This window comes from Pedococcus sp. KACC 23699 (assembly GCF_045348425.1).
In the GTDB taxonomy this organism is placed as follows: Bacteria; Actinomycetota; Actinomycetes; order Actinomycetales; family Dermatophilaceae; genus Pedococcus.
This window is the reverse complement of record NZ_CP157483.1, coordinates 2,927,407-2,952,428: the sequence shown is the minus strand read 5'-3', so window position 1 is coordinate 2,952,428 and position 25,022 is coordinate 2,927,407. Positions and strand designations below refer to the sequence as shown.

Below are 25,022 nucleotides of genomic sequence, written 5' to 3'. Positions count from 1 at the left end.
CGTGCGGTCAGGTCAGTTCCCCTGGTCGGCCTGGAGGCGGGCGACGAGGGCGTCGCGGACCCGGTCGGTCACGAGCCCGGTGACGTCGCCGCCGTAGCGGACGACCTCCTTGACCAGGGAGCTCGACACGTGGCCGAAGCTCGGCTCGCCGGGCAGGAACACGGTCTCGAGGCCGGTCAGGTGTCGGTTCATCAGGGCCATCGGCAGCTCGTAGGCGAAGTCGGTGCCGCTGCGCAGCCCCTTGACCACGACGTCCGCCCCCACGGCCTTGCACACGTCGACGAGCAGCTGGCCGGCGAAGACCTCGACCCGCACGCCGGCCAGGTCGCCGACGGCGTCCTCGATCAGCTCGCGGCGCTCGTCCGGGGTGAACACCCCCTGCTTGGCGGGGTTGTGCAGCACCGCGACGACGACCTCGTCGTGCAGGGCCGCTGCCCGGCGGATGACGTCGACGTGCCCGAGGGTCACCGGGTCGTAGGAGCCGGGGCAGACGGCACGTCGGCGGGCGTCAGTGGCCGAGGTGGGGGCGGGGCTGGTCACAGCGGAACGCTAGCAGCGGAGCAGCCCTGCCCCGCCGGCTCAGTCCTCGTCGTCGGCCGGGAGCAGCCCGTCCTTGTGGGCCTTGGCGACGATCTCGCGGACGTTGGTGATGGAGCCCGCCCCGGCCTCGAGGAGGCGGTTGCGCTCGGTCGCCCACTTCACGCCGAGGTCGTCGCGGACCTCCTGCGACACATCGGTGCGCGCCGGGTTGAGGATGGTCTGTTCCTCCTCGCCGATGTGGTGGTTGAGGGCCGTCGCCAGGTCCTCGACGGCGTCGTCGAACTTCTGGGTGTCGGTGCCCTTGCACTCCAGCAGCGCGAGCAGCGCCTCGTTGCCCTCGGCGTGCTCCTCCTCGCCGTGCTCGGCCTCGTGGTCGGTGATGGCGTCCTTGCGCTCGAGGTTCGGGTAGACCTTCGACTCCTCGGCCTCGCCGTGGGCGATGAGGACCGCGGACAGGGCAGCCCGAGCCGCCTCGCGGTCCGCGGTGGCGTCACGCAGGTCGCGCAGGAGGGACTCGAACAGGCGGTGGTCCTCGAGGATGAGGTCGACGACGTCACCGGACGTGGGGCGGGGGATCTCGTACTCGGTCATGGGCTCACCTTCTCTCACCCGGGGTCAGGACACACCTCGGGCCTGTCTCGAGGTCGCTTCCGAGACGCGGTCCCACCCATCGGACGCCCGGTTTGAGTCGTGTCGACGCCTGCGAGACGGTGGAGACGTCCTGACCTCTACGGCCTGAACTCAACCCAGAGATGGAGAGCCACATGCTCACCCTGACCGAGAACGCCAGCACGATCGTCAAGACCCTGGTCGACCAGACGGAGGCGGGCGACGACGCCGGCCTGCGCTTCAGCCAGGAGGACCCGGCCGCGGACGCCCTCGTGGTCACCACCGCGGAGCAGGCCCTGCCTGGCGACGCCGTCGTCGAGAGCGAGGGCGCGAAGGTGTTCCTCGACGAGACCGCAGCGGCCGCCCTCGGCGACCAGGTCCTCGATGCGAACGTCGACCAGTCCGGCGCGGTGCAGTTCAGCATCATCCCGTCGGCGGCGCCGACCGACTGAGGCACCAGCACGGCACGAGGGCCCGGGACCGGATGGTCCCGGGCCCTCGTCGCGTCCGCCACAGGTGGGCGAGACGCCATACGGCTCAGGCGATCTCGTCCGGCGGCTTCGGGCCGGCGAACCAGATCTTCGTCTCGCCGTAGCGACGTTCCCCCTCGACCTCCCAGTCGGACGGCCACCGGGGCTCGGGCGTGCGCGAGGAGCGTTCGACGACGACCAACGCGTCGTCCGTGAGCCAGTCCTGCTCGGCCAGCAGCGCCAGGTCGGCGGCGAGCTCGTCCTCGGTGAGGGCATACGGCGGGTCGCTGAAGACGAGGGTGAACCGCTCGGCGGGCGGGGTGGCGAGCACCTTGGCCACCGCGGCCTGCCGGACGACTGCGCCGGGTATGCCGATGGCACCCGTGTTCTCCCGGGTCACCTTCGCGGCCCCCTTGTCGGACTCCACGAGCAGGACGGAGGCCGCTCCACGGCTCAGGGCCTCGAGGCCGAGCGCCCCCGACCCGGCATAGAGGTCGAGGACCCGCGCGCCGCCGACCACCTCGAGGTGCTCCAGTCGCGAGAACAGCGCCTCACGGACGCGGTCGCTCGTGGGGCGGGTGCCCGCACCCGGGGGCGTCGAGAGCCGCAGCCCTCCGGCCCTGCCGCTGATGATCCGCGTCACGGCCGCACCGTAACAGCGCTCGGCACCCGTGCGGCGACCCCGTCAGGGCTGGTGGACCGTCGGGTCGTCGCGCAGGACGTCGAGCAGCAGGGCCAGGACGGCGTCGGGGCGCTCGAGGGACGGCAGGTGGCCGGCCCACTCGAGCTCGACGGACTCGGCGCCAGGGATCTCGCGGGCCAGGACGGCCGCGATCTCCTTGAACAGGTCGAGGTCGCGGGCGCCCGACACCACCACCGTGGGCACGGCGAGCGCCGTCGGGTCGACCTCGATGCGGCGGGGTGCCGGTGGCGGGTCCTGCTCGTCGGCGGCGAGCTGCACCTCGAACGCCCGCCGCTGCATCCCCACCAGCCGCTCCCTGGTGGCCTCGGACGCGTCGGGTCCGAGGAAGGTACGGACGTTGAGCTCGGTCGCCCCCTCGACGTCGCCTGCCTCCAGGAGCCGATCCTCCTCCGCTCCGAACTCCTGGACGTCGGCCGTGGGCTCCACCCCCCGGTATGCCGCGCAGAGCAGCACGAGGGACGACACCCGCCCGGGGTGCAGGGTCGCGAGCTCGAGGGCGACCCTGCCTCCGAAGCTCGACCCGACGACGGCCGCGTCGACGATGCCGAGGCGGTCCAGGAGGGCAGCGAGGTCGTCGGCGTCGGCGTACTCCCCCGGCGACATCGGCGAGTCACCGAACCCGCGGAAGTCGGGTCGCACCACCGTGAACGCGTGGCTCAGCGCAGGAACGAGGTCGTCCCACATCCGACGGTCGGCCACACCGGAGTGCAGCAGGAGGATCGGCGGGCCGGAGCCCTCGACGTCGTGGGAGAGAAGCATCCCGCCACCCTAGGGCGCGCTCCCCTCCCTCGGCGCCCGGGTTTTTCGCGCCCTCAGCCCCGTTCGAGGAAGGCGGCCTGCTCGGCGTCGAGCCGGTCGGCCACGGCCGCAGCGAGCTCGGGGTGCGTGGTCAGCTCGGGGTCGCGAGCGACGAGAGCGGTCGCGTCGTCGCGGGCCTCGAGGATGATCTCCTCGTCGCGCACCAGGGACAGGAACCGGAAGCTGCCGCGCCCCATCGCCCGACCCGACCTGCCCCCGCCACTCTGCTTCCCGCTGAGGACGTCGCCGGTTCCCCGCAGCTGCAGGTCCAGCCGGGCGAGCTCGAAGCCGTCAGTCGTCCCGGCCACCGCCTCGAGGCGCTCCATCGACGCCTCGGTCTCGGACGACGTCATGAGCAGGCACAGCCCGGCGTGGCGGCCACGGCCGACGCGCCCGCGCAGCTGGTGGAGCTGCGAGACCCCGAACCGGTCGGCGTCGACGACCACCATGACGGTGGCGTTGGGCACGTCGACACCGACCTCGATGACGGTCGTCGAGACGAGGACCTGGATCTCCCCGGCGTTGAACGCCGCCATGACCGCGTCCTTGTCCTCGGGAGCCATCCGCCCGTGGAGGACGGCCATGGAAAGCCCTGCCAGAGCAGGGTTCTCGCGCAGGGCCGCCTCGACGGCATAGACGCTGGCGAGCTCGCGAGGGGCGGCGGCGCCACCTTGCTGGGAGCCCTCGGCGTCAGCGGGTTCGACGTCCTCGTCGTCGTCCTGCACGTCGAGCGACCGCGCGCCGTTCGCGGTCACCGGCGTGGTCGGCAGCTCCTCGTCGTCGGCGGAGACCGCACTCCCCGCCGAGCCGGACTCGTCGCCGATGCGCGGGCACACGACATACGCCTGCCTGCCGGAGCGAACCTCCTCGGCGACCCGCTCCCACGTGCGCTGCACCCACGCTCCACGCTCGGACGGCACGACGTGGGTGGCGATCGGCGAACGGCCGCGTGGCAGCTCGGACAGGGTCGAGGTCTCCATGTCGCCGAACACCGTCATGGTGACCGTGCGTGGGATCGGCGTCGCGGTCATGACGAGGACGTGGGGAGGTTGGGTTCCTTTCTCCCGCAACGCATCTCGCTGCTCGACGCCGAACCGGTGCTGCTCGTCGACGACCGCGAGGGCGAGGTCCTGGAACTGCACCTTCTCCTGGATGAGCGCGTGGGTGCCGATGACGATGCCGGCGTCACCGCTCGCGGCCTGCAGGAGGTTCTCGCGGCGGGCGGCCGTCGGCTGGCTGCCCGTGAGCAGGGCCACGCGGGTGCCGATCTCGCTGCCACCGAGCAGGCCCCCCTCGGCGAGGTCGCCGAGCATCGCCGTGATCGACCGGTGGTGCTGTGCCGCAAGGACTTCCGTCGGCGCCAGCAGGGCCGCCTGTCCCCCGGCATCGACCGCGGCGAGCATGGCCCGGAGCGCGATGATCGTCTTGCCCGAACCCACCTCGCCCTGGAGGAGCCGGTTCATCGGCACGTCGCGGGCCATCTCCTCGGCGAGGGTCCGACCCACCTCCCGCTGGCCCGCGGTGAGCTCGAACGGCAGCCGCGCGTCGAACGCCGCCAGCAGCCCTCCCGTGCGCGGGGTCCGCGCCGTCGTCCGGTCGGCCGCCTGTCGGGCGCGGCGCTGGGCGAGCAGGGTCTGCAGGACCAGCGCCTCCTCGTAGCGCATCCGGTGGCGGGCTCGCTGCACCTCCGGGAACGCCGCGGGCACGTGGATCCCGCGCAGCGCCTCGAGCCGCCCGGGCAGGCCGTGACGCGAGCGCAGCGTCGCGGGCAGCGGGTCGGGCACCTCCTCGAGGTGGTCGAAGACGATGCGCACGCACTCGGCCACCGACCAGTTCTGCAGGCCCTTGACCTGCAGGTAGACCGGGATCGGCCCGCGATCGGTCGCGGAGGTGCCGAGCCCGCCCTCGACGACCTGGTAGGCCGGGTGGGTCAGCTGCCAGCGTCCGCGGTACATCCCGACCTCGCCGGCGAACACCGCCCGGACACCGGGCAGGAGCACGTCCTTGTGGCCCCACGCCTTGAAGAACGCGAGGTCGACGTCGTTGCGCCCGTCGGTGATCGTGACGTTGAGCATCTCGCCGCGCCGCTTCTGCATCCTGCGCGTGACGGAGGTCTTGACCTCGGCGACGGCGACGACGTACTTGCCCACGTGCAGGTCCGAGAGGTCGGAGGTGTGCTCGAGGTAGCGGCGCGGCCAGAACTCAAGGAGGTCACCGACGGTCACCAGGTTGCGGTGCTTGGCCAGGGTGCCGGCGGTGCGGGCCCCCAGGACCTTGTCGAGCTTGGTGCTCTCGTCGACCACGCCTACTCGACTCCCAGCAGCAGCGGGTAGTGCGGCTGGCCACCGTCGATCACGGTGACCTCGACGTCGCGGTGACCACGCGCGATACGTGCCCCGAGGTCCTCGGCCAGCCCGTCGGGGGCGCCCTCGCCACCGATGACGGTGACCAGCTCGCCACCGCTGCCGAGAAGTCGGCGGACGACGTCGATGGCGACCTCGGCGAGGTCGTGCCCCACGACGACGACATCACCCCCGACGGCACCGAGGACGTCGCCGGGCTCGCACGGACCCGCGCTGGTCAGCGCCTGCTTGCTCGCGAGGGCGACGGCCCCGTGGCGGGTCGCTGCCGCGGCGTGGCTCATCTCCGCCGCGTTGCGGGCAGCCGAGGCGGTCTCGTCGAACACCGCGAACGCCGCCAGGCCCTGCACCGCGGTCCGCGAGCGCACCAGGTGGACCTCGAGCCCCTCCTGCTCGGCGGCACTCGCTGCGGCGCGGGCCGCCATCTCGGTGTCGCGGTCGTTGGGCAGCACGATCACCGACAGGGCGTGCGAGGCGCGGATCGCGTCGAGCAGCTGGCCGGCCGAGGCGCGCTGCCCCGGACCGCTGGTCACGACGACCGCACCCGCCCCCTCGAACACCTCGGTGAGACCCGGCCCCGCGGCGCAGGCCACCACGGCGACGCCCGTCGCGGGCTGGCGGTGGGCGACCTGGTCGGCGAAGTGGGTGACCCGCACGCGGTAGGGGCGCCCGGCGTCCAGGCCCGCCTCGATCGCCGCACCCACGTCGTCGACGTGGACGTGGACGTTCCAGAGGTCGGGACCGCCCACCACGAGCAGGGAGTCACCGAGCCCGTCCAGGACGTCGCGCAGGACGGACGCCCGCTCCTCGTCGCTGTCGCGCAGGAGGTACATCACCTCGTAGGCCGGCCCACCCGAGGTGCCGTCGCGACCGCTGGTGGGCGCACCCCCAGTGCGTCCCGTCGGCTCGACCGGGCCACCCTGGCGGCTCCACTCCTCACGGCGGCGCAGCGACGGGTCCTCGGCGAACGGTTCCATCCGCTCGCCGACGTGGGCCCCGTCCTGGTGCACCACGCGCGCGAGCGCCTCGAGCAGGAGGAGGTAGCCGGCCGCGCCGGCGTCCACGACCCCGGCGCGTTCGAGCGCGGCCAGCTGGTGGGTGGTCTCGCCCAGGGCTTCGGTCGCCGCGTCCAGCGCGGCTTCCGCGACGGCGGGAAGGCCTTCGTCCACCGCGGCGGCACCGGCCTCGGCCGCAGCCTTGGCCACCGTGAGGATGGTGCCCTCCTCCGGGCGCACGACGCTGGCGTAGGCGCGGGCGCTGGCTCGCGCCATACCGTCGGCGATCACCGCCGGCCCCGCCTCCGGGAGGCCGCTGTCGGCGATCGCCTCGGCGAACCCGCGCACCAGCTGGCTCAGGATCACCCCGGAGTTGCCGCGCGCGGTCAGCAGCATCGAGCGCGACAGGGCCGAGCACTCCTGCTCCAGGGTGGCCGTGCCGAGGATCCCGGCCTTCTCGTGCTCGGCCCGCACGGAGTCCAGCGCGGCGTCGAGCGTGAGGTAAAGGTTGGTGCCCGTGTCACCGTCGGGGACGGGGAAGACGTTGAGCGCGTCGATCTCCGCGCGGCGGGCCGCGAACGCCATCCGCGTGAGCACGGCCCACCGCCGCGCATCGACGGCAGAGAGGGCTTCGAGCACGATGGCAGGCTAGTGCCCAGCACCGTCGGCCAGTACCGTCACGGCCTCGTTTTGGTCGCAGGACTCCTCCTCGGCTACTCTTGACCGGTTCCCGTGGTCCTTCGTGGTGCTGGCCTGTGCCCGCATCCGGCCCGGGACGATCCCAGTCTTGATCACCATCGAATTTCAGGAGAACCCCGTGGCTGCCAACTGCGACGTCTGCGGCAAGGGACCGAGCTTCGGTCACAACATCTCGCACTCGCACCGCCGCACCAAGCGTCGCTGGAACCCCAACATCCAGCGCGTCAAGGCTCTGGTGGGCGACGCGGGCGTGACCCCGAAGCGTCTCAACGTCTGCACCTCGTGCCTCAAGGCCGGCAAGGTCAAGCGCTGACCCTGCCCTACCGGCACTGACCGAAGCCGACCCTCCCCTCGCGGGACGGTCGGCTTCGTCGTCCCCCCGCGCCCTACCCCGCGTTTGGGGGCAGCACGGTGAGTCAGGGCTCACCCCTGTGCCCCCAAACCCGGGATCCCGGACGTCCCGGGACCTCGGATGCGGGACATCGGTATGCCGCCGGGCTGGGTCAGCCGGCGAAGTGGTCCCAGCCGCGCGGTTGCTGGGGGACGCCGTCGAGGGTGACGCCCTGGCCAGCCTCCACCCGTCCCAGCGCCCGCCACCCGGGCGGGAGCTCGCCGGCGAAGGTCGCGAGCAGGCTGTGCTCCTCGCCCCCGGCGAGGACGCACTCGAGCGCCCCGTCACCGACGGCCTCGCCGAGGAGCGCCAGGTCGGGCTCCAGCAGGACGGACTCCAGGGCGAGGCACACGCCGCTCGCGGCAGCGATACGAGAGCCATCGCGCAACAACCCGTCCGAGACGTCGAGCATCGAGGTGGCGCCGCCGTCCGCGGCCGCCGGTCCCGCCGTCACGTCCGTGCGGGGCCTCAGGTGGTGGGCGACGCACTCTGCGCGAGCGCCGTCTCCTTCCGCGCGCGCCGAGGCGTCCTGCTGGAGGAGCAACAGCCCGGCGGCGGAGCGACCGAGTGAGCCGTGCACGGCGATGGTGTCGCCGGGACGGGCACCGCTGCGCAGCACCGCCTTTCGTCCCTCCAGGTCCCCCAGGGCAGTGATCGAGACCATCACCGTGTCGGCCGGCGCCGACGACAGGTCTCCTCCCGCGACGGCCACCCCCAGCTCGTGGGCGAGCCCGCCCAGCGTCCGCGCGAACTCGACCGCCCAGTCCACCGGCGTCGCCGGGTCCGCCACGAGGGTGACGACCAGGGAGGTGGGGACTGCGCCCATCGCGGCGACGTCGGCGACGTTCTGTGTGAAGGCCTTCGTCGCCACGTCCGCCGCGGTCGACCACTCGTCGACCCAGTCACGCCCCCGGACCATGGCATCGGTCGTGACCACGACCGAGCCGCTGGTGACCAGCACCGCCGCGTCGTCACCCGGACCCACGAGCACGCCCTCGCGGGCGGGGAAGAACGGGAAGATCTCGGCGAGCAGGGACGCCTCCGAGACCTGCGCCAGCGTGCGACCGGCCGTGACCATGACTTGACCTCCTCGTGACAGGCCGGGGAAGACGGCCGGGACACCGGCACGGTAGCGTCTGCCCCAGCCGCGGCGTTCCGCCGCGGTCTGGTTCTCGGGACACCGACGTCCTGACGAACCGGAGAGACAAGTTCCATCTTCGACAGACGTGAGGTGCTCAGTGGTGGTCCAGGCCTACATCCTGATCCAGACCGAGGTCGGCAAGGCGGCGACCGTCGCAGAGGCCATCGCCGGTATCGCCGGTGTGGTCCTGGCAGAGGACGTGACCGGCCCGTACGACGTGATCGCCCGCGTCGAGGCCAACACCGTCGACGAGCTGGGCAAGCTCGTCATCGCCAAGATCCAGGACGTCCCGGGCATCACCCGGACCCTGACCTGCACCGTCGTCCACGTCTGACGTGCCCCGCGCCGCCCGCCGGCGCCTGCTCGTCGCCGCCGGCCTCCTCGTCCTCGGGGTGGCCGGCGGTGTGCTGTATGCCGTGTGGCCGCGGGGGATAGAGGTCGCCGCTCCCACCCACACGGCCGCCTGCGAGCGCGCCATGCCGCTGATGCCGTCGACGGTCGGCCGACAGCCCTCCACGGACGCCTTCGTCGCCGACCGGGGCGACCGGCGGGACATCCGCGTCTGGGGCGACCCCGCCATCGTCGCCACCTGCGGATGGCCAGCCCTCGGCCCCACCTCAGACCAGTGCCTCGACGTCGACGGCGTCGACTGGGTGGCCCAGCCCCTCAGCGACGGCGTCAGGTTCACCACCTTCGGCCGTGATCCCGCGATCGAGGTCCTCGTCCCGAACGCCTACGCGCCGGCGCCCCTGCTCCTGCCCGCCTTCAACCCCGCCGCCAAGGCCCTCCCGGCCACCAACCGCACCTGCAGCTAACCCCTCGACCCGCCGACCCCGCGCTCGGTGAGCGCAGGGCGAGCGCTTCCAGAGGGAGTGGGGTGGGCAGGGGGCACGGAGGACCGCTGGTGGGTCTGGCGGGAGCACCGGAGCGAAGCGGAGGTGCGAGTGGACGCGGGCCGAGTGCCCCCTGCCCACCCCGCGACCGGACCTGCGACCGAGGACGTTCGGACGCCTGAGACCGGTGCGGCTACCTGAGCCCGACGGGGCGGGTCAGGGCGAGCTGGAGCAGCTCGTCGATCAGCTCGGGATAGCCCAGCCCCGTCGCCTGCCACATCTGGGGGTACATCGAGTGCGGAGTGAAGCCGGGCATCGTGTTGATCTCGTTGATGACCACGTCGCCGGACTCCGTGTAGAAGCAGTCGACCCGCGCCAGCCCCTCGCACCCCAGCGCCTCGAACGCCTCCCCCGCCAGCCGCTGCACCTCGGCGGCGATGGCGTCGGGGACGCTGGCCGGGCAGGACAGCACCGCGCCGTCGTCGAGGTACTTGGCCTCGAAGTCGTAGAACTCGTGGCCGCCCTCGGTGGTCACCTCGATCTCCCCGACGTGGGAGACCCGTGGCGCGTCGGTGCCGCGGCCCTGCAGGACGGCGCACTCGATCTCGCGGCCGACGATCCCCTGCTCGACGACGACCTTGAGGTCGTGGGTGCGCGCCGCCTCGATCGCGCCCTCGAGGGCCTCGGGGGTCGAGACCTTCGAGATGCCCATGCTCGACCCGGCGCGCGCCGGCTTCACGAACACCGGGTAGGTCAGCGCGGCGACGGCGTCCATGGCGGCCGCCTTGTCGCGGCGCCACTGCGCGTCGGTGATCACGACATACGGTCCGACCGGGAGCCCGGCACCGGCGAACAGGACCTTCATGTGGTGCTTGTCCATGCCCGCGGCCGAGGCGAAGACGCCGGAGCCGACATACCGGATGTCGGCCATCTCGAACATGCCCTGGATGGTCCCGTCCTCGCCGAACGGCCCGTGCAGCAACGGGAACACGACGTCGACCTCGCCGAGCGACTTCGGCACCTCGCTGGCCTCGAGGGTGACGAGCGTGCGGTCCGTGGTGGCCAGGGGCACGACGACCCCGGCCCCCTCGGGCAGCACCTCGGGCGTGCGGTCGGCGGCGAGCTCGAGGTGCTCGGGGTCACCGTCGGCGAGCACCCAGTGCCCGTCGCGGGAGATCCCGATGGGCACGATGTCGTATGCGTCGCGGTCGATGGCGCGCATGACCCCGGCCGCGGTCGCACAGGACACCGCATGCTCCGACGAGCGGCCACCGAAGACGATGGCGACGCGGGGCTTGCGGGGGGCTTCGGGCTGGTCCGTAGTCATCGCGGCCGAGCGTATCCCGCCCATCGGGCGGGCACGGAGCACGGCTCGCGGGGCACGCCGCCTACGCTGACCCGGTGAGCCACGAGCAGCTGTCCCCCGCCTCCCGCGTCGTCGCCCTGGGTCGCCAGCCCCGCGTTCCCGGGGCCGGTGTCAACGCGCCGCTGGAGTTCTCCTCCACCTACATCGCGGACGGTCCGGTCAACTACGCGCGAGGTGGCAACCCGACCTGGACGGCCTTCGAGGAGGCGCTGGGTTCGCTCGAGGGCGGTGACGCGCTCGTCTTCGCCTCTGGCATGGCTGCGGTGTCGGCGGCCATCTCGCTGGTCCCGCACGGCGGCGCCGTCGTGGTCCCCCACCACGCCTACAACGGCACCACGGCGCTGCTCGACCAGCTGGCCGGCACCGGTGCCGCACGGGTGCGCCGCGTGGACCCCACAGACCAGACGGCGGTGCGCGAGGCGCTCGACGGCGCAGCAATGCTCTGGCTGGAGTCCCCGACCAACCCGATGCTCGAGGTGTCGGACCTGCGGGCCCTCGCGGCGATGGCCCGTGAGGCCGGCGCGGTGACGGTGTGCGACAACACCTTCGCCACCCCGCTCGTCCAGCGCCCGCTCGAGGACGGCGTCGACGTCGTCCTGCACTCGGTCACGAAGTACCTCTCGGGCCACTCCGACGTCATCCTCGGCGCCCTCGTCACCGCGGCGACGGAAGCCGGCGCAGAGCTTCGCACCCGCCTGTCCACGGCCCGGCTCCTCGGTGGTGCCATCGCGGGCCCGATGGAGACCTGGCTGGCCCTGCGCGGACTGCGCACCCTGCACGTCCGCCTCGAGCGGGCCACCGCGAACGCCCGCGAGCTGGCGAGCCGCCTCGAGGGCCACCCCGGTGTGCGGACCGCGCGGTACCCCGGGTTCGGGGCGATCATCGCCATCGAGGTGCCCGGCGGGGCCGAGGCTGCCGAACGCGTCGCCGCGGCGACGACCCTGTGGACCCACGCCACCAGCCTCGGTGGGGTCGAGTCGCAGATCGAGCGTCGTCGCCGGCACCCTGCCGAGCCCCTCACCGTCCCGGAGGACCTGCTGCGGCTCTCGGTCGGCATCGAGGACGTCGAGGACCTCTGGCACGACCTCGACCAGGCCCTGCGCCTGGCCTGACCTGCGCTGACCTGACCGGCTACTCGGCCTCGTTCTTCAGGGCGCGGAGCATGAGGGCCCCGACCACTTCCTTGGGGCTGCGGCCGTCGTGCACCACCGCGGCGACCTGCTCGATGATCGGCACCGACACCCCGTGGTCGTGGGCGAGCTGGAGAATCGACTCGCAGGACTTCACGCCCTCGGCCGTCTGCTTGGTCACAGCGATGACCTCCTCGACGCTCATGCCCTTGCCGAGGTTGAGGCCGAACGTGCGGTTGCGGGACAACGGCGACATGCAGGTCGCGATGAGGTCACCGACCCCGGCCAGGCCGGCGAACGTCACCGGGTCCGCGCCGAGCTTCATGCCCAGGCGGGAGGTCTCGGCCAACCCGCGCGTGATGATCGAGGCCTTGGAGTTGTCGCCCATGCCGAGACCCTCCGCCATGCCGACGGCGAGGGCGATGACGTTCTTGACCGCGCCGCCGAGCTCGACGCCGATGACGTCGCTGGAGGTGTAGGGGCGGAAGTAGGCCGGGTTGGAGGCCTCGGCGACCATCTCGGCCACCCGCTCGTCCACGCAGGCGACGACGCTGGCCGCCGGCTGCTTCTGCGCGATCTCCTTGGCCAGGTTGGGCCCCGAGACGACGACGATGCGCCCCGGCTCGATCGCGCCGGCCTCGGCGATGACCTCGCTCATCCGCTTGGTCGTGCCGAGCTCGACACCCTTCATCAGGGAGACGATCGCCGCGTCCGTGGGCAACGCGTGGCTCCACTGGGCGAGGTTGGCGCGCAGGGTCTGGGACGGGACGGCCAGGACGACGATGTCGGCTCCGGCCGTCGCCTCGACGGGGTCGGTCGTGGCGCGGATGCCCTCGGGGAGGCTGATCCCCGGCAGGTAGTCCTCGTTGCTGCCCGCGTTGATCTGGTCGACCATCTCCTGGCGCCGGCCCCACATCGTCACGGGGGTGCCCCCGTCGGCCAGCACGCCTGCATACGCCGTGCCCCAGCTGCCGGTCCCGAAGACCGCAGCCCTGGTCACGCTCCCTCCCTCTTGCGGCGGTGGAAGTTGCCCGTCTCGGGCAGCCCGTGCTTGCGCGAGTCGAAACGCTCTGACGGCGCCTTCTCCCCGCGGATCCCCTCGAGCAGCACCGTGATGGCGTCGACGATCCGATCGGTCGCATCACGCAGCAGCGCGCCGGTGATGGGCTGGTCGTAGAGGTCGCTGAGGTCGACGGGCGGACCGGCAGACATCTGCACCCGGGTGCGCGGGAACAGCTTGGGCTTCTTCGAGTAGGGCGCGAGCATCTCCTGCGGACCCCACTGGGCCACCGGGATGACCGGGCACCTGGTGGTGAGCGCGATCCGCGCCGCACCGGTCTTGCCGACCATCGGCCACAGGTCGGGGTCGCGGGTGAGGGTGCCCTCGGGGTAGATGCCGACGCACTTGCCCTCGTTGACCGCTGCCACGGCTGCCCGGAACGCGTCCGCCGCCCGACCGGTGTTGCGATACACCGGGATCTGCTGGGCGCCGCGCAGGATCGCTCCCACGACGGGGATCCGGAAGACCTGCTCCTTGCCGAGGAAGTACGGCGGGTGCCCGTTGTCGTAGAGGAAGTGGGCGAACGTGAACGGGTCGGCGTAGGACAGGTGGTTGGGACACACCACGAAGCCGCCGGAGGCCGGCAGGTGCTCCGTCCCGCGCCACGTCCGCTTGGTGAGGAGCAGCATCAGGGGTCGCACGATCGCCACCGCCAGGCGGTAGGCGAAGGGCAGGGGGCGAGCGCCAATGGCGGTCACGTGGGGTTCTCCGTCGTCGTGTTCGGGAGCGTCGGGTCGAGTGTGCATCCTCCCTGCTGAGGGGGTCGGTGTCGAGTGACCGCGCCCGCACTGCGACGATCAGGATGATGACCTCTGCGAGCACCGGACCCACCGGCCTCCCGTGGCGCCTCCTCGTGCCTGTCAAGGGCGGCGCGGCAGCAAAGTCGCGCCTGCACCCACCGCCCGGGGTCGTCCGCGAGGACCTCGCGCTCGCCCTCGCCACCGACTGCCTCACCGCCTGCTGCGCCGGTATGCCGCCGGCCCGCGTCGTCGTCGTGACCTCCGACCGGCGGGTGGCCGAGGTCGCCGTGGCGCTGGGCGTCGTCGTGGTCACCGATCCCGGCGCCGGGCTCAACGCGGCGGTCCGGGCCGGTCGCGACCACGTCCTGCGCGAGACGCCGGGCGCACCTGTCGCAGCCTTGCTCGGCGACCTGCCCTCGCTGCTGCCGGACGACCTGCTGGTGGCACTGGACGCCGCGTCGGCGCACCGGCTGGCGGTGGTGCCGGACGCCGCCGGCGAGGGCACCTCCTTGCTCACGGCCGTCGACGGCGCGGGCCTGCACCCGCGGTTCGGCCCCGGCTCGGCCGCGGCCCACGTCGAGGGCGGCCACACCCGCCTCGACCTCGACCTCCCTCGGCTGCGCACGGACGTCGACGACGACACCGCCCTCGCGGCGGTGGCGGCGCTGGGCGTCGGACCGGCCACCCGGGCGGTCCTGGTCGGGACGACCTTCGGCCAGCTCGTCCGCTAGGCCCCGCGGACTACGCTGCCCCCATGCAGGGCAGCGTGCACACCTTCGACGAGCAGACCGGCGCCGGTTCGCTCCTGCTCGACGACGGGCTCGAGGTCACCTTCAGCTCCGACGTGTTCGCAGCGAGCGCCCTGCGCCACCTGCGTGCCGGTCAGCGGCTGAGCCTGGTCCTCGGCGACGGTGGTCGCGAGGTCACCAGGCTCTGGATCGTCGGCATCGGTGACGACCAGGTGATCGGCTAGGTGGTCTGCGGACGACCGGCCAGTCTTCGGCCGCCGGCCGCCGGCCAGGTTCCGACCGCTGGTCAGCCGACCTCGTAGTCGGCGCCGAGCGAGTCGAGCTTCTCGGAGAAGCGCTCGTAGCCGCGGTAGATGAGCTCGATCCCGTGGACCTTGGACTGGCCCTCTGCGGCCAGCGCCGCGATGAGGTAGCTGAAGCCGCCGCGCAGGTCGGGCACGGTGATCTCGGCGCCACGCAGGGGCGTGGGGCCGGAGATGACGGCGCTGTGGCGGAAGTTGGCGCGGCCGAACCGGCACGGCGAACCGCCCAGGCACTCCTTGTAGAGCTGGACGACCGCGCCCATCTCCCCCAGTGCCTCGGTGAAGCCCAGGCGGTTCTCGTAGACCGTCTCGTGGACGATCGACAGGCCGCTGGTCTGGGTGAGGGCCACGACGAGCGGCTGCTGCCAGTCGGTCATGAAGCCGGGGTGGACGTCGGTCTCGAGCACGAGGGAGTTGAGCGTGCCACCCGCGTGCCAGAAGCGGATGCCTTCGTCGTCGATGTCGAAGTCCCCGCCGATCTTCCGGAACACGTTGAGGAACGGCATCATCGCCTGCTGCTGGGCCCCGCGGACGTAGATGTCGCCTTTGGTCGCCAAGGCCGCGCACGCCCACGAGCCCGCCTCGATGCGGTCGGGGATGGCGAGGTGGTCGTAGCCCCCCAGCCGGTCCACGCCGTCGATCTTGATGACCCGGTCGGTCTCGACGCTGATGATCGCGCCCATCTTCTGCAGCACGGCGATGAGGTCGAGGATCTCGGGCTCGACGGCGGCATTGCGCAGCTCGGTGACGCCCTGGGCGCGGACCGCGGTGAGCAGCACCTGCTCGGTCGTCCCGACCGAGGGGTACGGGAGCTTGATCCGGGTGCCCTTGAGGCCGTCCGGGGCGGTGAGCCGCAGACCCTCGGGACGCTTCTGGACGTCGGCACCGAACTGGCGCAGCACGTCGAGGTGGTAGTTGATCGGGCGCTCGCCGATCTTGCAGCCGCCGAGGTCGGGGATGAACGCCTCGCCGAGGCGGTGCAGCAGCGGCCCGCACAGGAGCACCGGCACCCGGGAGGAGCCGGCGTGCGCGTCGATGTCGGCAACGTGGGCCTGCTCGACGTTGGTGGGGTCGAGCAGCAGCTCACCGTCGCGGTCGGTCGAGTCGATCTTCACGCCGTGCAGCTCCAGGAGCCCTGAGACGATCTTGACGTCCGAGATCTCAGGGACACCGCGCAGACGACACGGACCCTCCGCCAGGAGCGCCGCCACCATCGCCTTGGAGACCAGGTTCTTGGCCCCGCGGACCTCGAGGTCTCCGACCAACGGCGAGCCGCCATTCACGGTGAGGATGTTTGCCATGGCGCAAGCATCCCACCCGCCCGATCGAGGGTGCGACAGAGGCCGACACCCCTCGGGGTGTCGGCCTCTGTCGTGGCTGGGTCAGGAGCGGCGTCAGGCCTTCCTGGCCGTGCGCTTGGCTGCCGTCTTCTTCGCCGCAGCCGCCTTCGTGGCAGCAGCCTTCTTGGCCGGTGCGGCCTTCTTGGCGGGGACCGCCTTGGTGGCGGCCCGCTTGGCCGGGGCAGCCTTGGTGGCCGTCGTCTTCTTCGCCGGAGCGGCCTTCGTCGCCGCGGCCCGCTTGGCCGGAGCTGCCTTGGTGGCCGTTGCCTTCTTCGCGGGGGCCGCCTTCTTGACGACTGCCTTCTTCGCCGGAGCCGCCTTGGTCGCCACAGCCTTCTTCGCGGGGGCCGCCTTCGTGACGACCGCCTTCTTCGCCGGAGCCGCCTTGGTCGCGGCGGCCCTCTTGGCGGGGGCCGCCTTGGTGGCAGTCGCCTTCTTGGCAGGGGCCGCCTTCTTGGCGGTGGCTGCCTTGGACGTGCCCGCAGCGGCACGAGCCCCGGCCACGGCGGCCTTGGGCAGCGAACGTGGGTTCTTCACGACGTCCTTGAAGGCCGAGCCCGCGCGGAACTTGGGCACCACGGTCTTCTTGATCTTGACCGACGCACCGGTGCGCGGGTTGCGGCCGGTCCGGGCTGCCCGAGCGGCCTGCTCGAAGGTGCCGAAGCCGGTGATGGCGACGCTGCCGCCCTTGGCGACCTCACGGATGATCACGTCGACGACGGCGGTGAGTGCCTCACTTGCCGCCTTGCGGCTGCCGAGCCGGGACTCGAGCTCCTTGATCAGTTCTGCCTTGTTCACGGCTTCCCCTCCACAGGGTTGGTGGTGCCGGACACCCTTGGTCCGACGAGGTGGGCGGCCGAGCCACTGCCCGACGTGAGTCTGACGTTAGGGCTGTTGGGCGTGCGAGTCCACCATCGCAAGCCGCTGATCCATTGTGTCGCAACGGATTAAGGCGACATCCAGACCCACCGACCGGGCCCGCGAGCACTGCCGCACCCGCCGGCACGGTGGGCGGCGCACACCGGCATCCACCTGCACCTTTCTGCGGATGACGTTGCAGCACAATGAGATCCGGGCATGCTCTCCGCCCGGACAATCCCTTGCGGGGGATGCGGAAGGGCCCCGGCCTGCCCGGCCGGGGCCCTTCGGACGGGCGTTGTCTTGCCCAGTCAAGGTTTTCGCGCCGTGTCGGCGCGCCGCGCGCTCAGCCGACGGTGGTGGAGGGCTTGTAGGCGGGTCGTCTGGTCTCGAACTCGGTGACGTCCTGCTCGTGCCGCAGCGTCAGGCTGATGTCGTCCAGGCCCTCGAGCAGGCGCCAACGGGTGTAGTCGTCCACCTCGAAGGGGGCGACGATCTCCCCGGCCGTGACGGTCCGGGACACCAGGTCGACGGTCACCGACGCACCCGGCTCGTTCTCGAGGTACTTCCAGATGAGCTCGATGTCGTCCTGGGCCACCTGGGCGGTGAGCAGCCCCTGCTTGCCGCTGTTGCCGCGGAAGATGTCGGCGAACCTCGACGACAGCACCACGCGGAAGCCGTAGTTCATCAGGGCCCAGACAGCGTGCTCGCGCGAAGAGCCCGTCCCGAAGTCCTGGCCGGCGACGAGGACCGACCCGGCGGCATACGAGGGGTTGTTGAGGATGAAGGTCTCGTCGCGGCGCCAGGCGGCGAACAGACCGTCCTCGAACCCGGTGCGCGTGACCCGCTTGAGGTAGACGGCGGGGATGATCTGGTCGGTGTCGACGTTGCTGCGGCGCAGCGGCACCCCGATACCGGTATGGGTCGTGAAGGCGTCCATCAGTGGCTCCCCTCGGTCACGGACTGGGTGGTGGACTCGCTGGCGGTCGTCGCGTCGCCTGACCCGACACCGGGCCCCACACCGGCGCCGACGAGGTCGGCCGGGCTGGAGAGGGTGCCGCGCAGCGCGGTGGCTGCGGCGACCAGCGGGCTGACGAGGTGGGTGCGACCGCCCTTGCCCTGGCGCCCCTCGAAGTTGCGGTTGGAGGTCGAGGCGCTGCGCTCCCCCGGCGCGAGCTGGTCGGGGTTCATCCCCAGGCACATCGAGCAGCCGGGCAGGCGCCACTCGGCGCCGGCCGCGGTGAAGACCTGGTCCAGGCCCTCCTCCTCCGCCTGCAGGCGGACCCGCGCCGAGCCGGGCACGACGAGCATTCGCACGCCGTCAGCGACCTGGTGGCCCTTGAGCACCTCGGCAGCGGCACGCAGGTCCTCGATCCGGCCGTTGGTGCACGAGCCCACGAAGACCGTGTCGACCTTGATCTCCCGCAGCGGCGTGCCGGCGGTCAGGCCCATGTACTCCAGGGCGTGCCGAGCGGCGGCCTTCTCGTTGTCGTCAGCCATCGTCTCGGGATCAGGCACGGCGGCGCTGAGCGGGAGACCCTGGCCAGGGTTGGTGCCCCACGTGACGAACGGCGTCAGCGACGTGGCGTCGAGGTCGACCTCGGCGTCGAAGACCGCGTCGTCATCACTGCGCAACAGCGTCCAGTCCGCGACCGCGGCGTCCCAGTCGTCGCCGGTCGGGGCGTGGTCGCGGCCCCGGAGGTAGTCGAACGTGGTCTGGTCGGGGGCGATCATGCCGGCCCGGGCACCGGCCTCGATCGACATGTTGCACACGGTCATGCGGGCTTCCATGGACAGGGCGCGGATGGCGCTGCCGCGGTACTCCAGGACGTAGCCCTGGCCGCCGCCGGTGCCGATCTTGGCGATGACCGCCAGGGTGATGTCCTTGGCGGTGACACCGGGCTGGAGCTCGCCCTCGACGTTGATCGCCATCGTCCTGAACGGCTTGAGCGGCAGCGTCTGGGTCGCCATGACGTGCTCGACCTCGGAGGTCCCGATCCCGAAGGCCAGCGCGCCGAACGCACCATGCGTCGAGGTGTGGCTGTCGCCGCAGACGATCGTCATGCCGGGCTGGGTCAGACCGCGCTGCGGGCCGACGACGTGGACGATCCCCTGCTCGGCGTCGCCCATAGGAAAGAGGCGGACTCCGAACTCCTCGCAGTTGCGCCGCAGCGTGTCGACCTGGGTCTTGCTCACCAGGTCGGTGATGGGCCCGGGGGTCGTCGGGACGTTGTGGTCCTCGGTCGCCAGGGTGAGGTCCGGCCTGCGGACGGTCCGGCCGGCGAGCCGGAGGCCGTCGAACGCCTGCGGCGAGGTGACCTCGTGGATGAGGTGGAGGTCGATGTAGAGGAGGTCCGGCTCGCCTTCCGCCCGACGCACCACGTGCGCGTCCCACACCTTCTCGGCCAAAGTTCCTGACACGTGTCCCACTCCTCCGTCGCCTGCTGCGTCCCGCTCGCGCGCGTGTTTCGTCGGTGCGCCACGCCGCGCGGATCTCCCACGTTGGCACGCACAGGAGGGGCCCGGATTTGCGTCTCATCGAATGAGACGGCAATATCATCCCATGGACAACACGAGTGGGGTCGGCGTTCTCGACAAGGCAGCCATCGTCCTGGGTGCCCTCGAGGCCGGCCCGTCGACCCTTGCGCAGCTGGTGACCGCGACCGGACTGGCCCGCCCGACGGCCCACCGGCTGGCGGTGGCGCTGGAGCACCACCGCCTGGTCACCCGCGATCTCCAGGGTCGCTTCGTGCTCGGGCCCCGGCTCGCCGAGCTGGCAGCGGCCGCCGGCGAGGACCGGCTGCTCGCCGCCGCAGGGCCGGTGCTCGGCGCCCTGCGGGACCACACGAACGAGAGCGCCCAGCTGTTCCGGCGCCAGGGCGACCACCGCATCTGCGTCTCCGCCGCGGAGCGTCCGGTCGGCCTGCGCGACTCGATCCCGATCGGCGCGACGCTCTCGATGCTCGCCGGGTCTGCCGCCCAGGTGCTGCTCGCGTGGGAGGAGCCGGATCGCCTGCACCGCGGCCTGCACGGGGCCAAGTTCACCGCCACCACCTTGTCCGGCGTCCGTCGTCGCGGGTGGGCGCAGAGCGTCGGCGAGCGCGAGGCCGGGGTCGCCTCGGTGTCCGCGCCGGTGCGCGGCCCGTCTGGTCGGGTCGTCGCCGCGGTCTCCATCTCCGGCCCGATCGAGCGCCTCTCGCGCCAGCCCGGCCGCCTGCACGCGGCCACGGTGATCGCCGGCGCCAACAAGCTCAGCGAGGTCCTCGCCCGCCACCACGCCCAGCAGCAGCAGCAGAACCACGCCTGAGCACCGCCGTCCGCCGCCACGGCGGGGACGGCACCTGCGGCGGGACGTTGGACCCGGGCGGGCCTGCCAGGGCCGAACGACGCTGGTCCCATGACCCAGCCACGCACGGCACCCCGGGAGGGTACACAGACCACCCGCTACCTCGACCTCTGGTGGTCGCGCAGGCTGATTGGCGTGCCCCTGTACCTGTGGCGGCTCGGGCTCGGACCGCTCACGGGGCGGGTGTGGATGGTCGTCACGACCACCGGCCGCTCCACCGGGCTGCCTCGGCACGTGGCCGTCTACCCACACGTCGTGCACGGCCACACCTACCTCTGGTGCCCGTACGGCGGCCGCTCACAGTGGTTCAGGAACCTCCTGGCGGACCCTGTCGCGACGGTGCAGTGGCACGGGGAGACCACAGTGGTCCGGGCGATGCCCTTGGCCGACGAGGCCGAGGCGATGGAGGTGGTCGGCGCCCTGCGCCACTTCGCCGCCGCCTACTTCGGCAAGTACCTCGCCTCGCAGGGCCTGGTCGACACCGACGAGGACGTGCGCGCCCACTGGCGGCGGCTGCACCTGCTGCGCCTCGAGGTCACCAGCGGCAGGGGCCCGGCCCCCCTGGCTGCCGACCGGGCCTGGCTCTGGGCGGCCGCCGCCGGACTCGCGTGCACCCTGAGGTCGGTCGTGCGCAGACACCCGGCCCGACGGGCCGCCCCCCGTCCGGAGGCGGGCGCACCTCCCGGCGCTGACCGCTGCCACCGCGACGTCGCGCACTCCTACCGTCGGGCGATCCGCTCGTGGGCGGTCTCCCCGCGCCGGCCCACCGAGATGGTGCCGGCGATCGCGGCGAGGCCGAACGGCGCCGGCCCGGCATAGACGCTCTCCGCCGCCGAAACGGCGTAGGTCTCGTGCCAGATCGTCACCGCGGAAGGGTCGGTGCGCGCGGCCCGGTAGAAGGCGAGCCAAGCGGGCCGGTGCTCGAGCGGGGTCGCGTTGGCGTAGGCGTAGATGTCGTCGACGCTGCGCCACCACTGGATCATCGTGGTGCCCAGGCCGTGGACGGTCGAGCGGCTCCCGAGGTAGCCCAGGGACTGCGCCTCGCCGCGGGCCGCGGCCGCCTTGTTGTGTTCCAGCTCGACGATCATCTTCGGCATGGCTCGTACGGCGGAGCCGACCACACCCAGGCGCCAGGGCTTGTGGACCCGCAGGCCGATGAGGAAGACAGCGAGGGGGCCCTCGTAGGCGTGGGTGACGCGCTCGACCAGACGCTCTCCTTGGATAGTAGCGCTGTCCATCAGCGTCCTGCCATATTGGACAGTGGAACTATCCGAAGTCAAGACCCAGGAGCGCACCGATGCGGATCTCCGAGCTCGCCGAGACGACAGGCGTGCCCCTCCACACCCTGAAGTACTACCTGCGTGAGGGCCTGCTCATGCCGGGCGAGGCCACGAGCCGCACTCGCGCGGAGTACGGCGCCGAGCATGTCGAGCGCGTCCGCCTCGTCCGGGCCCTCGTCGAGCACGGGGGCGTGGGCATCGCGGGCGCGCACGCCATCGTGGCTGCGCTCACCGCTCCCCCGCCGTCGCGCCATGAGCTGCTCGGCGTGGCGCACTGCGCCCTGCCGACACCAGGCGACCAGGGGCCGGTCAGCGACGAGGTCGCCACCCTGGTGGCCGACCTTGGGTGGCCCGTGTGGCCGGAGGCTCCGGCCCTGCGGGCGCTGAGCGCGGCGGTGTCCGCGGCGCGGGCCGCCGGGGTGGAGCTGTCGCTGGACTCGCTGCGCCGATACGCCTCGGCGATGGCCGAGGTGGCCACGGTGGACCTCGACGTGGCACTGGCCGCGGAGAGCCCCGCCGCTGCGATGCACACCGTCGTGGTCGGCACCGTCATGGTCGACCCCGTGCTCGTCGCCCTGCGCCGGCTCGCCCAGGAGTCGGTGAGCGCCCGACGCTCCTGACGCCCAGTGAGCGCGTCGCACGGCTGAGCCTTGGGCGCCCCGGACAAGCGCGAAGGCCCCCGCCCTGATGGGTGGGGGCCTTGCGCGTGTAGCCCCGACGGGATTCGAACCCGCGCTACCGCCTTGAGAGGGCGGCGTGCTAGGCCGCTACACAACGGGGCCCTAGCTGTTCTGTCCGGCGTCTTGCGGCTCCGGGCAGCGGAGAGAACGATATCCGACGGTGCGGCGTTTCTCCGAATCGGCGTGTGTCCCAAGGGACTTGCGCCAGAGCTGGGGTACCAGGACTCGAACCTAGAATGACGGTACCAGAAACCGTAGTGTTGCCAATTACACCATACCCCAAGGGGTATCACGCCCAGCGCGCCCGAAGGCCTTCATGGGGTGAACCGAGAAGCGATACTACCGGTCAGCCGCACCCTGCCCAAATCGGCTCCCGAGCCTGTCCGAGGAGCACCCCGATCAGGACTCGAGCAGCTCGCTGCGCAGCTTCAGGACGGTGGTCCCGTCCTCCTGCTCGATGACGTATGCGGGGTCGTCGTCCGTGCCGTTGCGGGTGATCTTCGACCCCTTGACGGTCCGGCTCACCGAGTCGTGGTGCACCTCGCTGATCTTCCCCTCGGCAGTGCCCTGGCCCCACGACCAGGACACGGCGCTTCCCTTGCGCAGGCTCACCGTCGTGCCCCCTCATCGGTCGTCGCGGCGTCGGCTTCGGCCACGGACTTGAGCTTGTGCAAGGTCGCCGCGATGCCCTGACGGTTGCGCGCGGGGAAGCCCAGCGCCTCGATGAGGAGCCGCTGCGGCGCGGCATACATCGAGTAGTCGAACGACTCCGTCACCCGGGTGCCCTCCCCCACCGGCTCGAGCAGGTAGCGCCAACGGTGACCGCCGAAGTGCCGCCACGCGATCAGCCGGCCCTCCTCGAACTCCACGACCCGGTTGCTGATCCGGTAGGGCAGCCCGGCCATCTTCATGTCGATCCCGAACGTCGCGCCCCGGCTCAGCCGGGCAGGACCCGAGACGGCCTCCCGCACCGAGCCCGAGCCGTCGATGCGGGCGTGCTGGCGCGGGTCGGCGAGGATCGCGAAGACCACGTCGGCAGACGCGTCGATGTCGACGGACGAGGAGACGACGCGCGTCATGCGGCGAGCTCGTCGCGGAGCCGGGTGAGGCGAGCCAGCGTCGAGGCCTTGCCCAGGATCTCCATGGACTCGAACAACGGCGGGCTGATCCGCTGGCCCGAGACCGCGGTGCGCAACGGGCCGAAGGCGAACTTGGGCTTGATCCCCATGCCCTCGACGATGGCCGATCGCAGGGCCGCCTCGATGACCGAGGCGGTCCACCCACTCTCCGAGCCGAGCGGCCCGCTCGCCGTGTCGTCGATCGCGTCGAGCGCGGTGACGGCGGCAGCCAGGACCTCACCGGCGTCGTCCTTGAGCTGGGCCCGCGCGTCGTCCGCGATGACGATGGCGTCGTCGGCGGCGTAGAACGGCCCGACGAGGGCGGGTGCCTCGGTGAGCAGCGCCATGCGCGTCTGGATGAGCTCGGTGACCTTCTCGAGGCGGCTGAGCTCGCCGAGGGACGGGTTGCCCGAGAGGACACCGGCGCGCTCGAGATGGGGCAGCAGGCGGGACGCGAGGTCACCGACCTGCAGACCGCGGATGTGCACGCCGTTGAGCCACTCGAGCTTCTTGAGGTCGAAGATCGGCCCGACAGGGTTGACCTTGCGCCAGTCGAAGTCGGCCGAGAACTCCTCGAAGGTGAAGACCTCGACGTCCTCGCCGCTCTCACCCTCCTTCGGCGGATAGGCAAGCAGCGCAAGGAAGTTCACCAGCGCCTCGGGGAGGTAGCCCTCCTCGCGGAACCACGTCAGCCGGGCCGCGGGGTTCTTGCGCTTGGAGATCTTGGACTTGTCGGTGTTGCGCAGCAGGGGCATGTGCGCCCACTTCGGCGGCTCCAGCCCGAGCCAGCGGTAGAGCAGGATGTGCTTGGGGGTGCTGGAGATCCACTCCTCGCCGCGCACCACGTGGGTGATGCCCATCTCGTGGTCGTCGACGACGACGGCGAGGTGGTAGGTCGGGAAGCCGTCTGCCTTGAGGATCACCTGGTCGTCCGGGCGCGGTGCCGAGACACGCCCACGGATGAGGTCCTCGAAGTGCAGCTCGACGTCCTCGGGGATGAGCATCCGCACGACAGGCGTCTCGGAGAACCCGGGCAGCTCGGCGCGCTCCTCACGGGTCTTGCCGTGGCACAGGCGGTCGTACCCGGTGGGCAGCTTGGACTTCTGCTGGATCTCGCGCATGGTGGCGAGCCGCTCGGTGGAGCACCAGCAGTGGTACGCCTTGCCTTCCGCGAGCAGCCGCTCGACGTAGGGGCGGTAGGTGTCCAGCCGCTCGGACTGCCGGTAGGGCGTGTAGGGACCGCCCACATCGGGGCCTTCGTCCCACTGCAGCCCCAGCCAGTGCAGCGTGTCGAACACCTGCTGCTCGCTGTCCTCACGGAAGCGCGCCCTGTCGGTGTCCTCGATGCGCAGGACGAACGAGCCACCCTGCTGTCGCGCGAACGCGAGGTTGAACAACGACATGTAGGCGGTGCCGACGTGCGGGTCACCGGTGGGTGACGGGGCGACGCGCAGGCGGGGGGCGGTGGGGGTCTGCTCACTCATGGTGGACCCGATTCTAGGGAGTGACGTCGG

28 protein-coding genes and 2 tRNA genes are annotated in these 25,022 nt (G+C 71.8%); 10 read left to right on the top strand and 20 right to left on the bottom strand.

What is annotated here, in order from left to right; translation table 11 throughout:
• Window positions 1-12: 12 nt before the first annotated feature.
• Together coaD and ABEG17_RS13955 are read right to left on the bottom strand one after the other, a co-directional pair.
• The gene (coaD, locus tag ABEG17_RS13960) at window positions 13-540 is read right to left on the bottom strand and encodes a pantetheine-phosphate adenylyltransferase (protein WP_406830082.1); all 528 of its coding nucleotides are present in this window, start codon (window positions 538-540) and stop codon (window positions 13-15) included.
• Window positions 541-579: 39 nt separating this feature from the next.
• Window positions 580-1,131 (bottom strand): hemerythrin domain-containing protein, encoded by a 552-nt coding sequence (locus tag ABEG17_RS13955; RefSeq protein ID WP_406830081.1) that lies wholly within the window; start codon window positions 1,129-1,131, stop codon window positions 580-582.
• Between the two features lie 173 nt (window positions 1,132-1,304).
• Between ABEG17_RS13955 and ABEG17_RS13950 the strand changes: the two genes are divergently transcribed.
• Window positions 1,305-1,601, top strand: a complete 297-nt coding sequence (locus tag ABEG17_RS13950; RefSeq protein WP_406830080.1) for a hypothetical protein — start codon at window positions 1,305-1,307, stop codon at window positions 1,599-1,601.
• 85 nt (window positions 1,602-1,686) lie between these two features.
• On the opposite strand, the gene rsmD is transcribed toward ABEG17_RS13950, so the two are convergent.
• Genes rsmD through ABEG17_RS13930 form a run of 4 tightly spaced genes read right to left on the bottom strand, consistent with a single transcriptional unit; the run spans window position 1,687 to window position 7,114 of the window.
• Window positions 1,687-2,262 carry a 16S rRNA (guanine(966)-N(2))-methyltransferase RsmD gene (rsmD, locus tag ABEG17_RS13945; RefSeq protein WP_406830079.1) on the bottom strand — a complete coding sequence of 192 codons (576 nt, stop codon included), beginning with the start codon at window positions 2,260-2,262 and terminating at the stop codon, window positions 1,687-1,689.
• Window positions 2,263-2,304: 42 nt separating this feature from the next.
• On the bottom strand, window positions 2,305-3,081 hold the full coding sequence (locus ABEG17_RS13940; protein ID WP_406830078.1) for an alpha/beta fold hydrolase: 777 nt from the start codon (window positions 3,079-3,081) through the stop codon (window positions 2,305-2,307).
• A 53-nt stretch (window positions 3,082-3,134) separates the two neighbouring features.
• Window positions 3,135-5,423, bottom strand: a complete 2,289-nt coding sequence (locus ABEG17_RS13935; RefSeq protein WP_406830077.1) for an ATP-dependent DNA helicase RecG — start codon at window positions 5,421-5,423, stop codon at window positions 3,135-3,137.
• Between the two features lie 2 nt (window positions 5,424-5,425).
• Complete coding sequence (locus ABEG17_RS13930; RefSeq protein ID WP_406830076.1) at window positions 5,426-7,114, bottom strand: DAK2 domain-containing protein; 1,689 nt, start codon at window positions 7,112-7,114, stop codon at window positions 5,426-5,428.
• A gap of 178 nt (window positions 7,115-7,292) precedes the next feature.
• On the opposite strand from ABEG17_RS13930, the gene rpmB reads away from it, so the two are divergent.
• Complete coding sequence (gene rpmB, locus ABEG17_RS13925) at window positions 7,293-7,487, top strand: 50S ribosomal protein L28 (protein ID WP_055814433.1); 195 nt, start codon at window positions 7,293-7,295, stop codon at window positions 7,485-7,487.
• A gap of 190 nt (window positions 7,488-7,677) precedes the next feature.
• Here the strand turns inward: rpmB and thiL are convergent, their stop codons facing one another.
• Window positions 7,678-8,643, bottom strand: a complete 966-nt coding sequence (thiL, locus tag ABEG17_RS13920; protein ID WP_406830075.1) for a thiamine-phosphate kinase — start codon at window positions 8,641-8,643, stop codon at window positions 7,678-7,680.
• Between the two features lie 163 nt (window positions 8,644-8,806).
• Between thiL and ABEG17_RS13915 the strand changes: the two genes are divergently transcribed.
• Window positions 8,807-9,040, top strand: a complete 234-nt coding sequence (locus ABEG17_RS13915; protein WP_056915180.1) for an Lrp/AsnC family transcriptional regulator — start codon at window positions 8,807-8,809, stop codon at window positions 9,038-9,040.
• 1 nt (window position 9,041) lies between these two features.
• Entirely contained in the window at window positions 9,042-9,521 is a 480-nt protein-coding gene (locus tag ABEG17_RS13910) for a hypothetical protein (RefSeq protein ID WP_406830074.1), read from the top strand.
• A 211-nt stretch (window positions 9,522-9,732) separates the two neighbouring features.
• Here the strand turns inward: ABEG17_RS13910 and ABEG17_RS13905 are convergent, their stop codons facing one another.
• Window positions 9,733-10,866: a D-alanine--D-alanine ligase family protein gene (locus ABEG17_RS13905; protein ID WP_406830073.1), complete on the bottom strand. Its 1,134-nt coding sequence runs from the start codon at window positions 10,864-10,866 to the stop codon at window positions 9,733-9,735.
• 74 nt (window positions 10,867-10,940) lie between these two features.
• Between ABEG17_RS13905 and ABEG17_RS13900 the strand changes: the two genes are divergently transcribed.
• Entirely contained in the window at window positions 10,941-12,017 is a 1,077-nt protein-coding gene (locus ABEG17_RS13900) for a trans-sulfuration enzyme family protein (RefSeq protein WP_406830072.1), read from the top strand.
• A gap of 19 nt (window positions 12,018-12,036) precedes the next feature.
• Here the strand turns inward: ABEG17_RS13900 and ABEG17_RS13895 are convergent, their stop codons facing one another.
• Together ABEG17_RS13895 and ABEG17_RS13890 are read right to left on the bottom strand one after the other, a co-directional pair.
• A complete protein-coding gene (locus ABEG17_RS13895; protein ID WP_406830071.1) occupies window positions 12,037-13,035 on the bottom strand; it encodes an NAD(P)H-dependent glycerol-3-phosphate dehydrogenase in 999 nt (332 codons plus the stop codon).
• Window positions 13,032-13,793, bottom strand: coding sequence for a lysophospholipid acyltransferase family protein (locus tag ABEG17_RS13890; protein ID WP_406830070.1), 762 nt, complete (start codon window positions 13,791-13,793; stop codon window positions 13,032-13,034). The genes ABEG17_RS13895 and ABEG17_RS13890 overlap by 4 nt, the downstream gene beginning before the upstream one ends.
• Before the next feature lie 107 nt (window positions 13,794-13,900).
• Between ABEG17_RS13890 and cofC the strand changes: the two genes are divergently transcribed.
• Complete coding sequence (gene cofC, locus ABEG17_RS13885) at window positions 13,901-14,566, top strand: 2-phospho-L-lactate guanylyltransferase (RefSeq protein WP_406830068.1); 666 nt, start codon at window positions 13,901-13,903, stop codon at window positions 14,564-14,566.
• A 23-nt stretch (window positions 14,567-14,589) separates the two neighbouring features.
• Entirely contained in the window at window positions 14,590-14,808 is a 219-nt protein-coding gene (locus ABEG17_RS13880) for a hypothetical protein (RefSeq protein WP_406830067.1), read from the top strand.
• Between the two features lie 62 nt (window positions 14,809-14,870).
• Here the strand turns inward: ABEG17_RS13880 and murA are convergent, their stop codons facing one another.
• The 4 genes from murA to leuC all read right to left on the bottom strand — a co-directional run bounded on the left by murA (window position 14,871) and on the right by leuC (window position 19,505).
• A complete protein-coding gene (murA, locus tag ABEG17_RS13875; protein ID WP_406830066.1) occupies window positions 14,871-16,187 on the bottom strand; it encodes a UDP-N-acetylglucosamine 1-carboxyvinyltransferase in 1,317 nt (438 codons plus the stop codon).
• Between the two features lie 93 nt (window positions 16,188-16,280).
• Entirely contained in the window at window positions 16,281-17,024 is a 744-nt protein-coding gene (locus ABEG17_RS13870; protein WP_406830065.1) for an HU family DNA-binding protein, read from the bottom strand.
• 406 nt (window positions 17,025-17,430) lie between these two features.
• Window positions 17,431-18,024 carry a 3-isopropylmalate dehydratase small subunit gene (leuD, locus tag ABEG17_RS13865; protein WP_406830064.1) on the bottom strand — a complete coding sequence of 198 codons (594 nt, stop codon included), beginning with the start codon at window positions 18,022-18,024 and terminating at the stop codon, window positions 17,431-17,433.
• Complete coding sequence (leuC, locus tag ABEG17_RS13860; protein ID WP_406830063.1) at window positions 18,024-19,505, bottom strand: 3-isopropylmalate dehydratase large subunit; 1,482 nt, start codon at window positions 19,503-19,505, stop codon at window positions 18,024-18,026. Before leuC ends, leuD begins: the two co-directional genes overlap by 1 nt.
• Before the next feature lie 142 nt (window positions 19,506-19,647).
• Here leuC and ABEG17_RS13855 point away from each other — a divergent pair, with 142 nt between their 5' ends.
• Together ABEG17_RS13855 and ABEG17_RS13850 are read left to right on the top strand one after the other, a co-directional pair.
• Complete coding sequence (locus tag ABEG17_RS13855; protein WP_406830062.1) at window positions 19,648-20,391, top strand: IclR family transcriptional regulator; 744 nt, start codon at window positions 19,648-19,650, stop codon at window positions 20,389-20,391.
• A 90-nt stretch (window positions 20,392-20,481) separates the two neighbouring features.
• Window positions 20,482-21,249 carry a nitroreductase family deazaflavin-dependent oxidoreductase gene (locus ABEG17_RS13850; protein ID WP_406830061.1) on the top strand — a complete coding sequence of 256 codons (768 nt, stop codon included), beginning with the start codon at window positions 20,482-20,484 and terminating at the stop codon, window positions 21,247-21,249.
• Here the strand turns inward: ABEG17_RS13850 and ABEG17_RS13845 are convergent.
• On the bottom strand, window positions 21,150-21,668 hold the full coding sequence (locus tag ABEG17_RS13845; protein WP_406830060.1) for a monooxygenase family protein: 519 nt from the start codon (window positions 21,666-21,668) through the stop codon (window positions 21,150-21,152). The two genes, ABEG17_RS13850 and ABEG17_RS13845, sit on opposite strands and share 100 nt — an antisense overlap.
• Window positions 21,669-21,727: 59 nt before the next feature.
• Between ABEG17_RS13845 and ABEG17_RS13840 the strand changes: the two genes are divergently transcribed.
• The gene (locus ABEG17_RS13840) at window positions 21,728-22,330 is read left to right on the top strand and encodes a MerR family transcriptional regulator (RefSeq protein ID WP_406830059.1); all 603 of its coding nucleotides are present in this window, start codon (window positions 21,728-21,730) and stop codon (window positions 22,328-22,330) included.
• An 89-nt stretch (window positions 22,331-22,419) separates the two neighbouring features.
• On the opposite strand, the gene ABEG17_RS13835 is transcribed toward ABEG17_RS13840, so the two are convergent.
• From ABEG17_RS13835 to gltX, 5 genes are all read right to left on the bottom strand, one after another.
• A tRNA-Glu gene (locus ABEG17_RS13835) sits at window positions 22,420-22,492 on the bottom strand.
• Window positions 22,493-22,600: 108 nt separating this feature from the next.
• Window positions 22,601-22,672 (bottom strand) — tRNA-Gln (locus ABEG17_RS13830).
• Window positions 22,673-22,789: 117 nt separating this feature from the next.
• Entirely contained in the window at window positions 22,790-23,002 is a 213-nt protein-coding gene (locus ABEG17_RS13825) for a DUF2945 domain-containing protein (RefSeq protein ID WP_406830058.1), read from the bottom strand.
• Entirely contained in the window at window positions 22,999-23,469 is a 471-nt protein-coding gene (locus ABEG17_RS13820; protein WP_406830057.1) for an SRPBCC family protein, read from the bottom strand. Before ABEG17_RS13820 ends, ABEG17_RS13825 begins: the two co-directional genes overlap by 4 nt.
• Entirely contained in the window at window positions 23,466-24,992 is a 1,527-nt protein-coding gene (gltX, locus tag ABEG17_RS13815; RefSeq protein WP_406830056.1) for a glutamate--tRNA ligase, read from the bottom strand. Before gltX ends, ABEG17_RS13820 begins: the two co-directional genes overlap by 4 nt.
• Window positions 24,993-25,022 lie beyond the last annotated feature (30 nt).

Coding starts and splice junctions, on each gene's coding strand:
- ABEG17_RS13820 (WP_406830057.1), bottom strand. CDS start 23,469: ATGACGCGCGTCGTCTCCTCGTCCGTCGACATCGACGCGTCTGCCGAC.
- leuD (WP_406830064.1), bottom strand. CDS start 18,024: ATGGACGCCTTCACGACCCATACCGGTATCGGGGTGCCGCTGCGCCGC.
- ABEG17_RS13880 (WP_406830067.1), top strand. CDS start 14,590: ATGCAGGGCAGCGTGCACACCTTCGACGAGCAGACCGGCGCCGGTTCG.
- ABEG17_RS13845 (WP_406830060.1), bottom strand. CDS start 21,668: ATGGACAGCGCTACTATCCAAGGAGAGCGTCTGGTCGAGCGCGTCACC.
- ABEG17_RS13850 (WP_406830061.1), top strand. CDS start 20,482: ATGACCCAGCCACGCACGGCACCCCGGGAGGGTACACAGACCACCCGC.
- ABEG17_RS13855 (WP_406830062.1), top strand. CDS start 19,648: ATGGACAACACGAGTGGGGTCGGCGTTCTCGACAAGGCAGCCATCGTC.
- ABEG17_RS13955 (WP_406830081.1), bottom strand. CDS start 1,131: ATGACCGAGTACGAGATCCCCCGCCCCACGTCCGGTGACGTCGTCGAC.
- gltX (WP_406830056.1), bottom strand. CDS start 24,992: ATGAGTGAGCAGACCCCCACCGCCCCCCGCCTGCGCGTCGCCCCGTCA.
- ABEG17_RS13940 (WP_406830078.1), bottom strand. CDS start 3,081: ATGCTTCTCTCCCACGACGTCGAGGGCTCCGGCCCGCCGATCCTCCTG.
- murA (WP_406830066.1), bottom strand. CDS start 16,187: ATGGCAAACATCCTCACCGTGAATGGCGGCTCGCCGTTGGTCGGAGAC.
- cofC (WP_406830068.1), top strand. CDS start 13,901: ATGACCTCTGCGAGCACCGGACCCACCGGCCTCCCGTGGCGCCTCCTC.
- ABEG17_RS13950 (WP_406830080.1), top strand. CDS start 1,305: ATGCTCACCCTGACCGAGAACGCCAGCACGATCGTCAAGACCCTGGTC.
- ABEG17_RS13905 (WP_406830073.1), bottom strand. CDS start 10,866: ATGACTACGGACCAGCCCGAAGCCCCCCGCAAGCCCCGCGTCGCCATC.
- ABEG17_RS13840 (WP_406830059.1), top strand. CDS start 21,728: ATGCGGATCTCCGAGCTCGCCGAGACGACAGGCGTGCCCCTCCACACC.
- thiL (WP_406830075.1), bottom strand. CDS start 8,643: ATGGTCACGGCCGGTCGCACGCTGGCGCAGGTCTCGGAGGCGTCCCTG.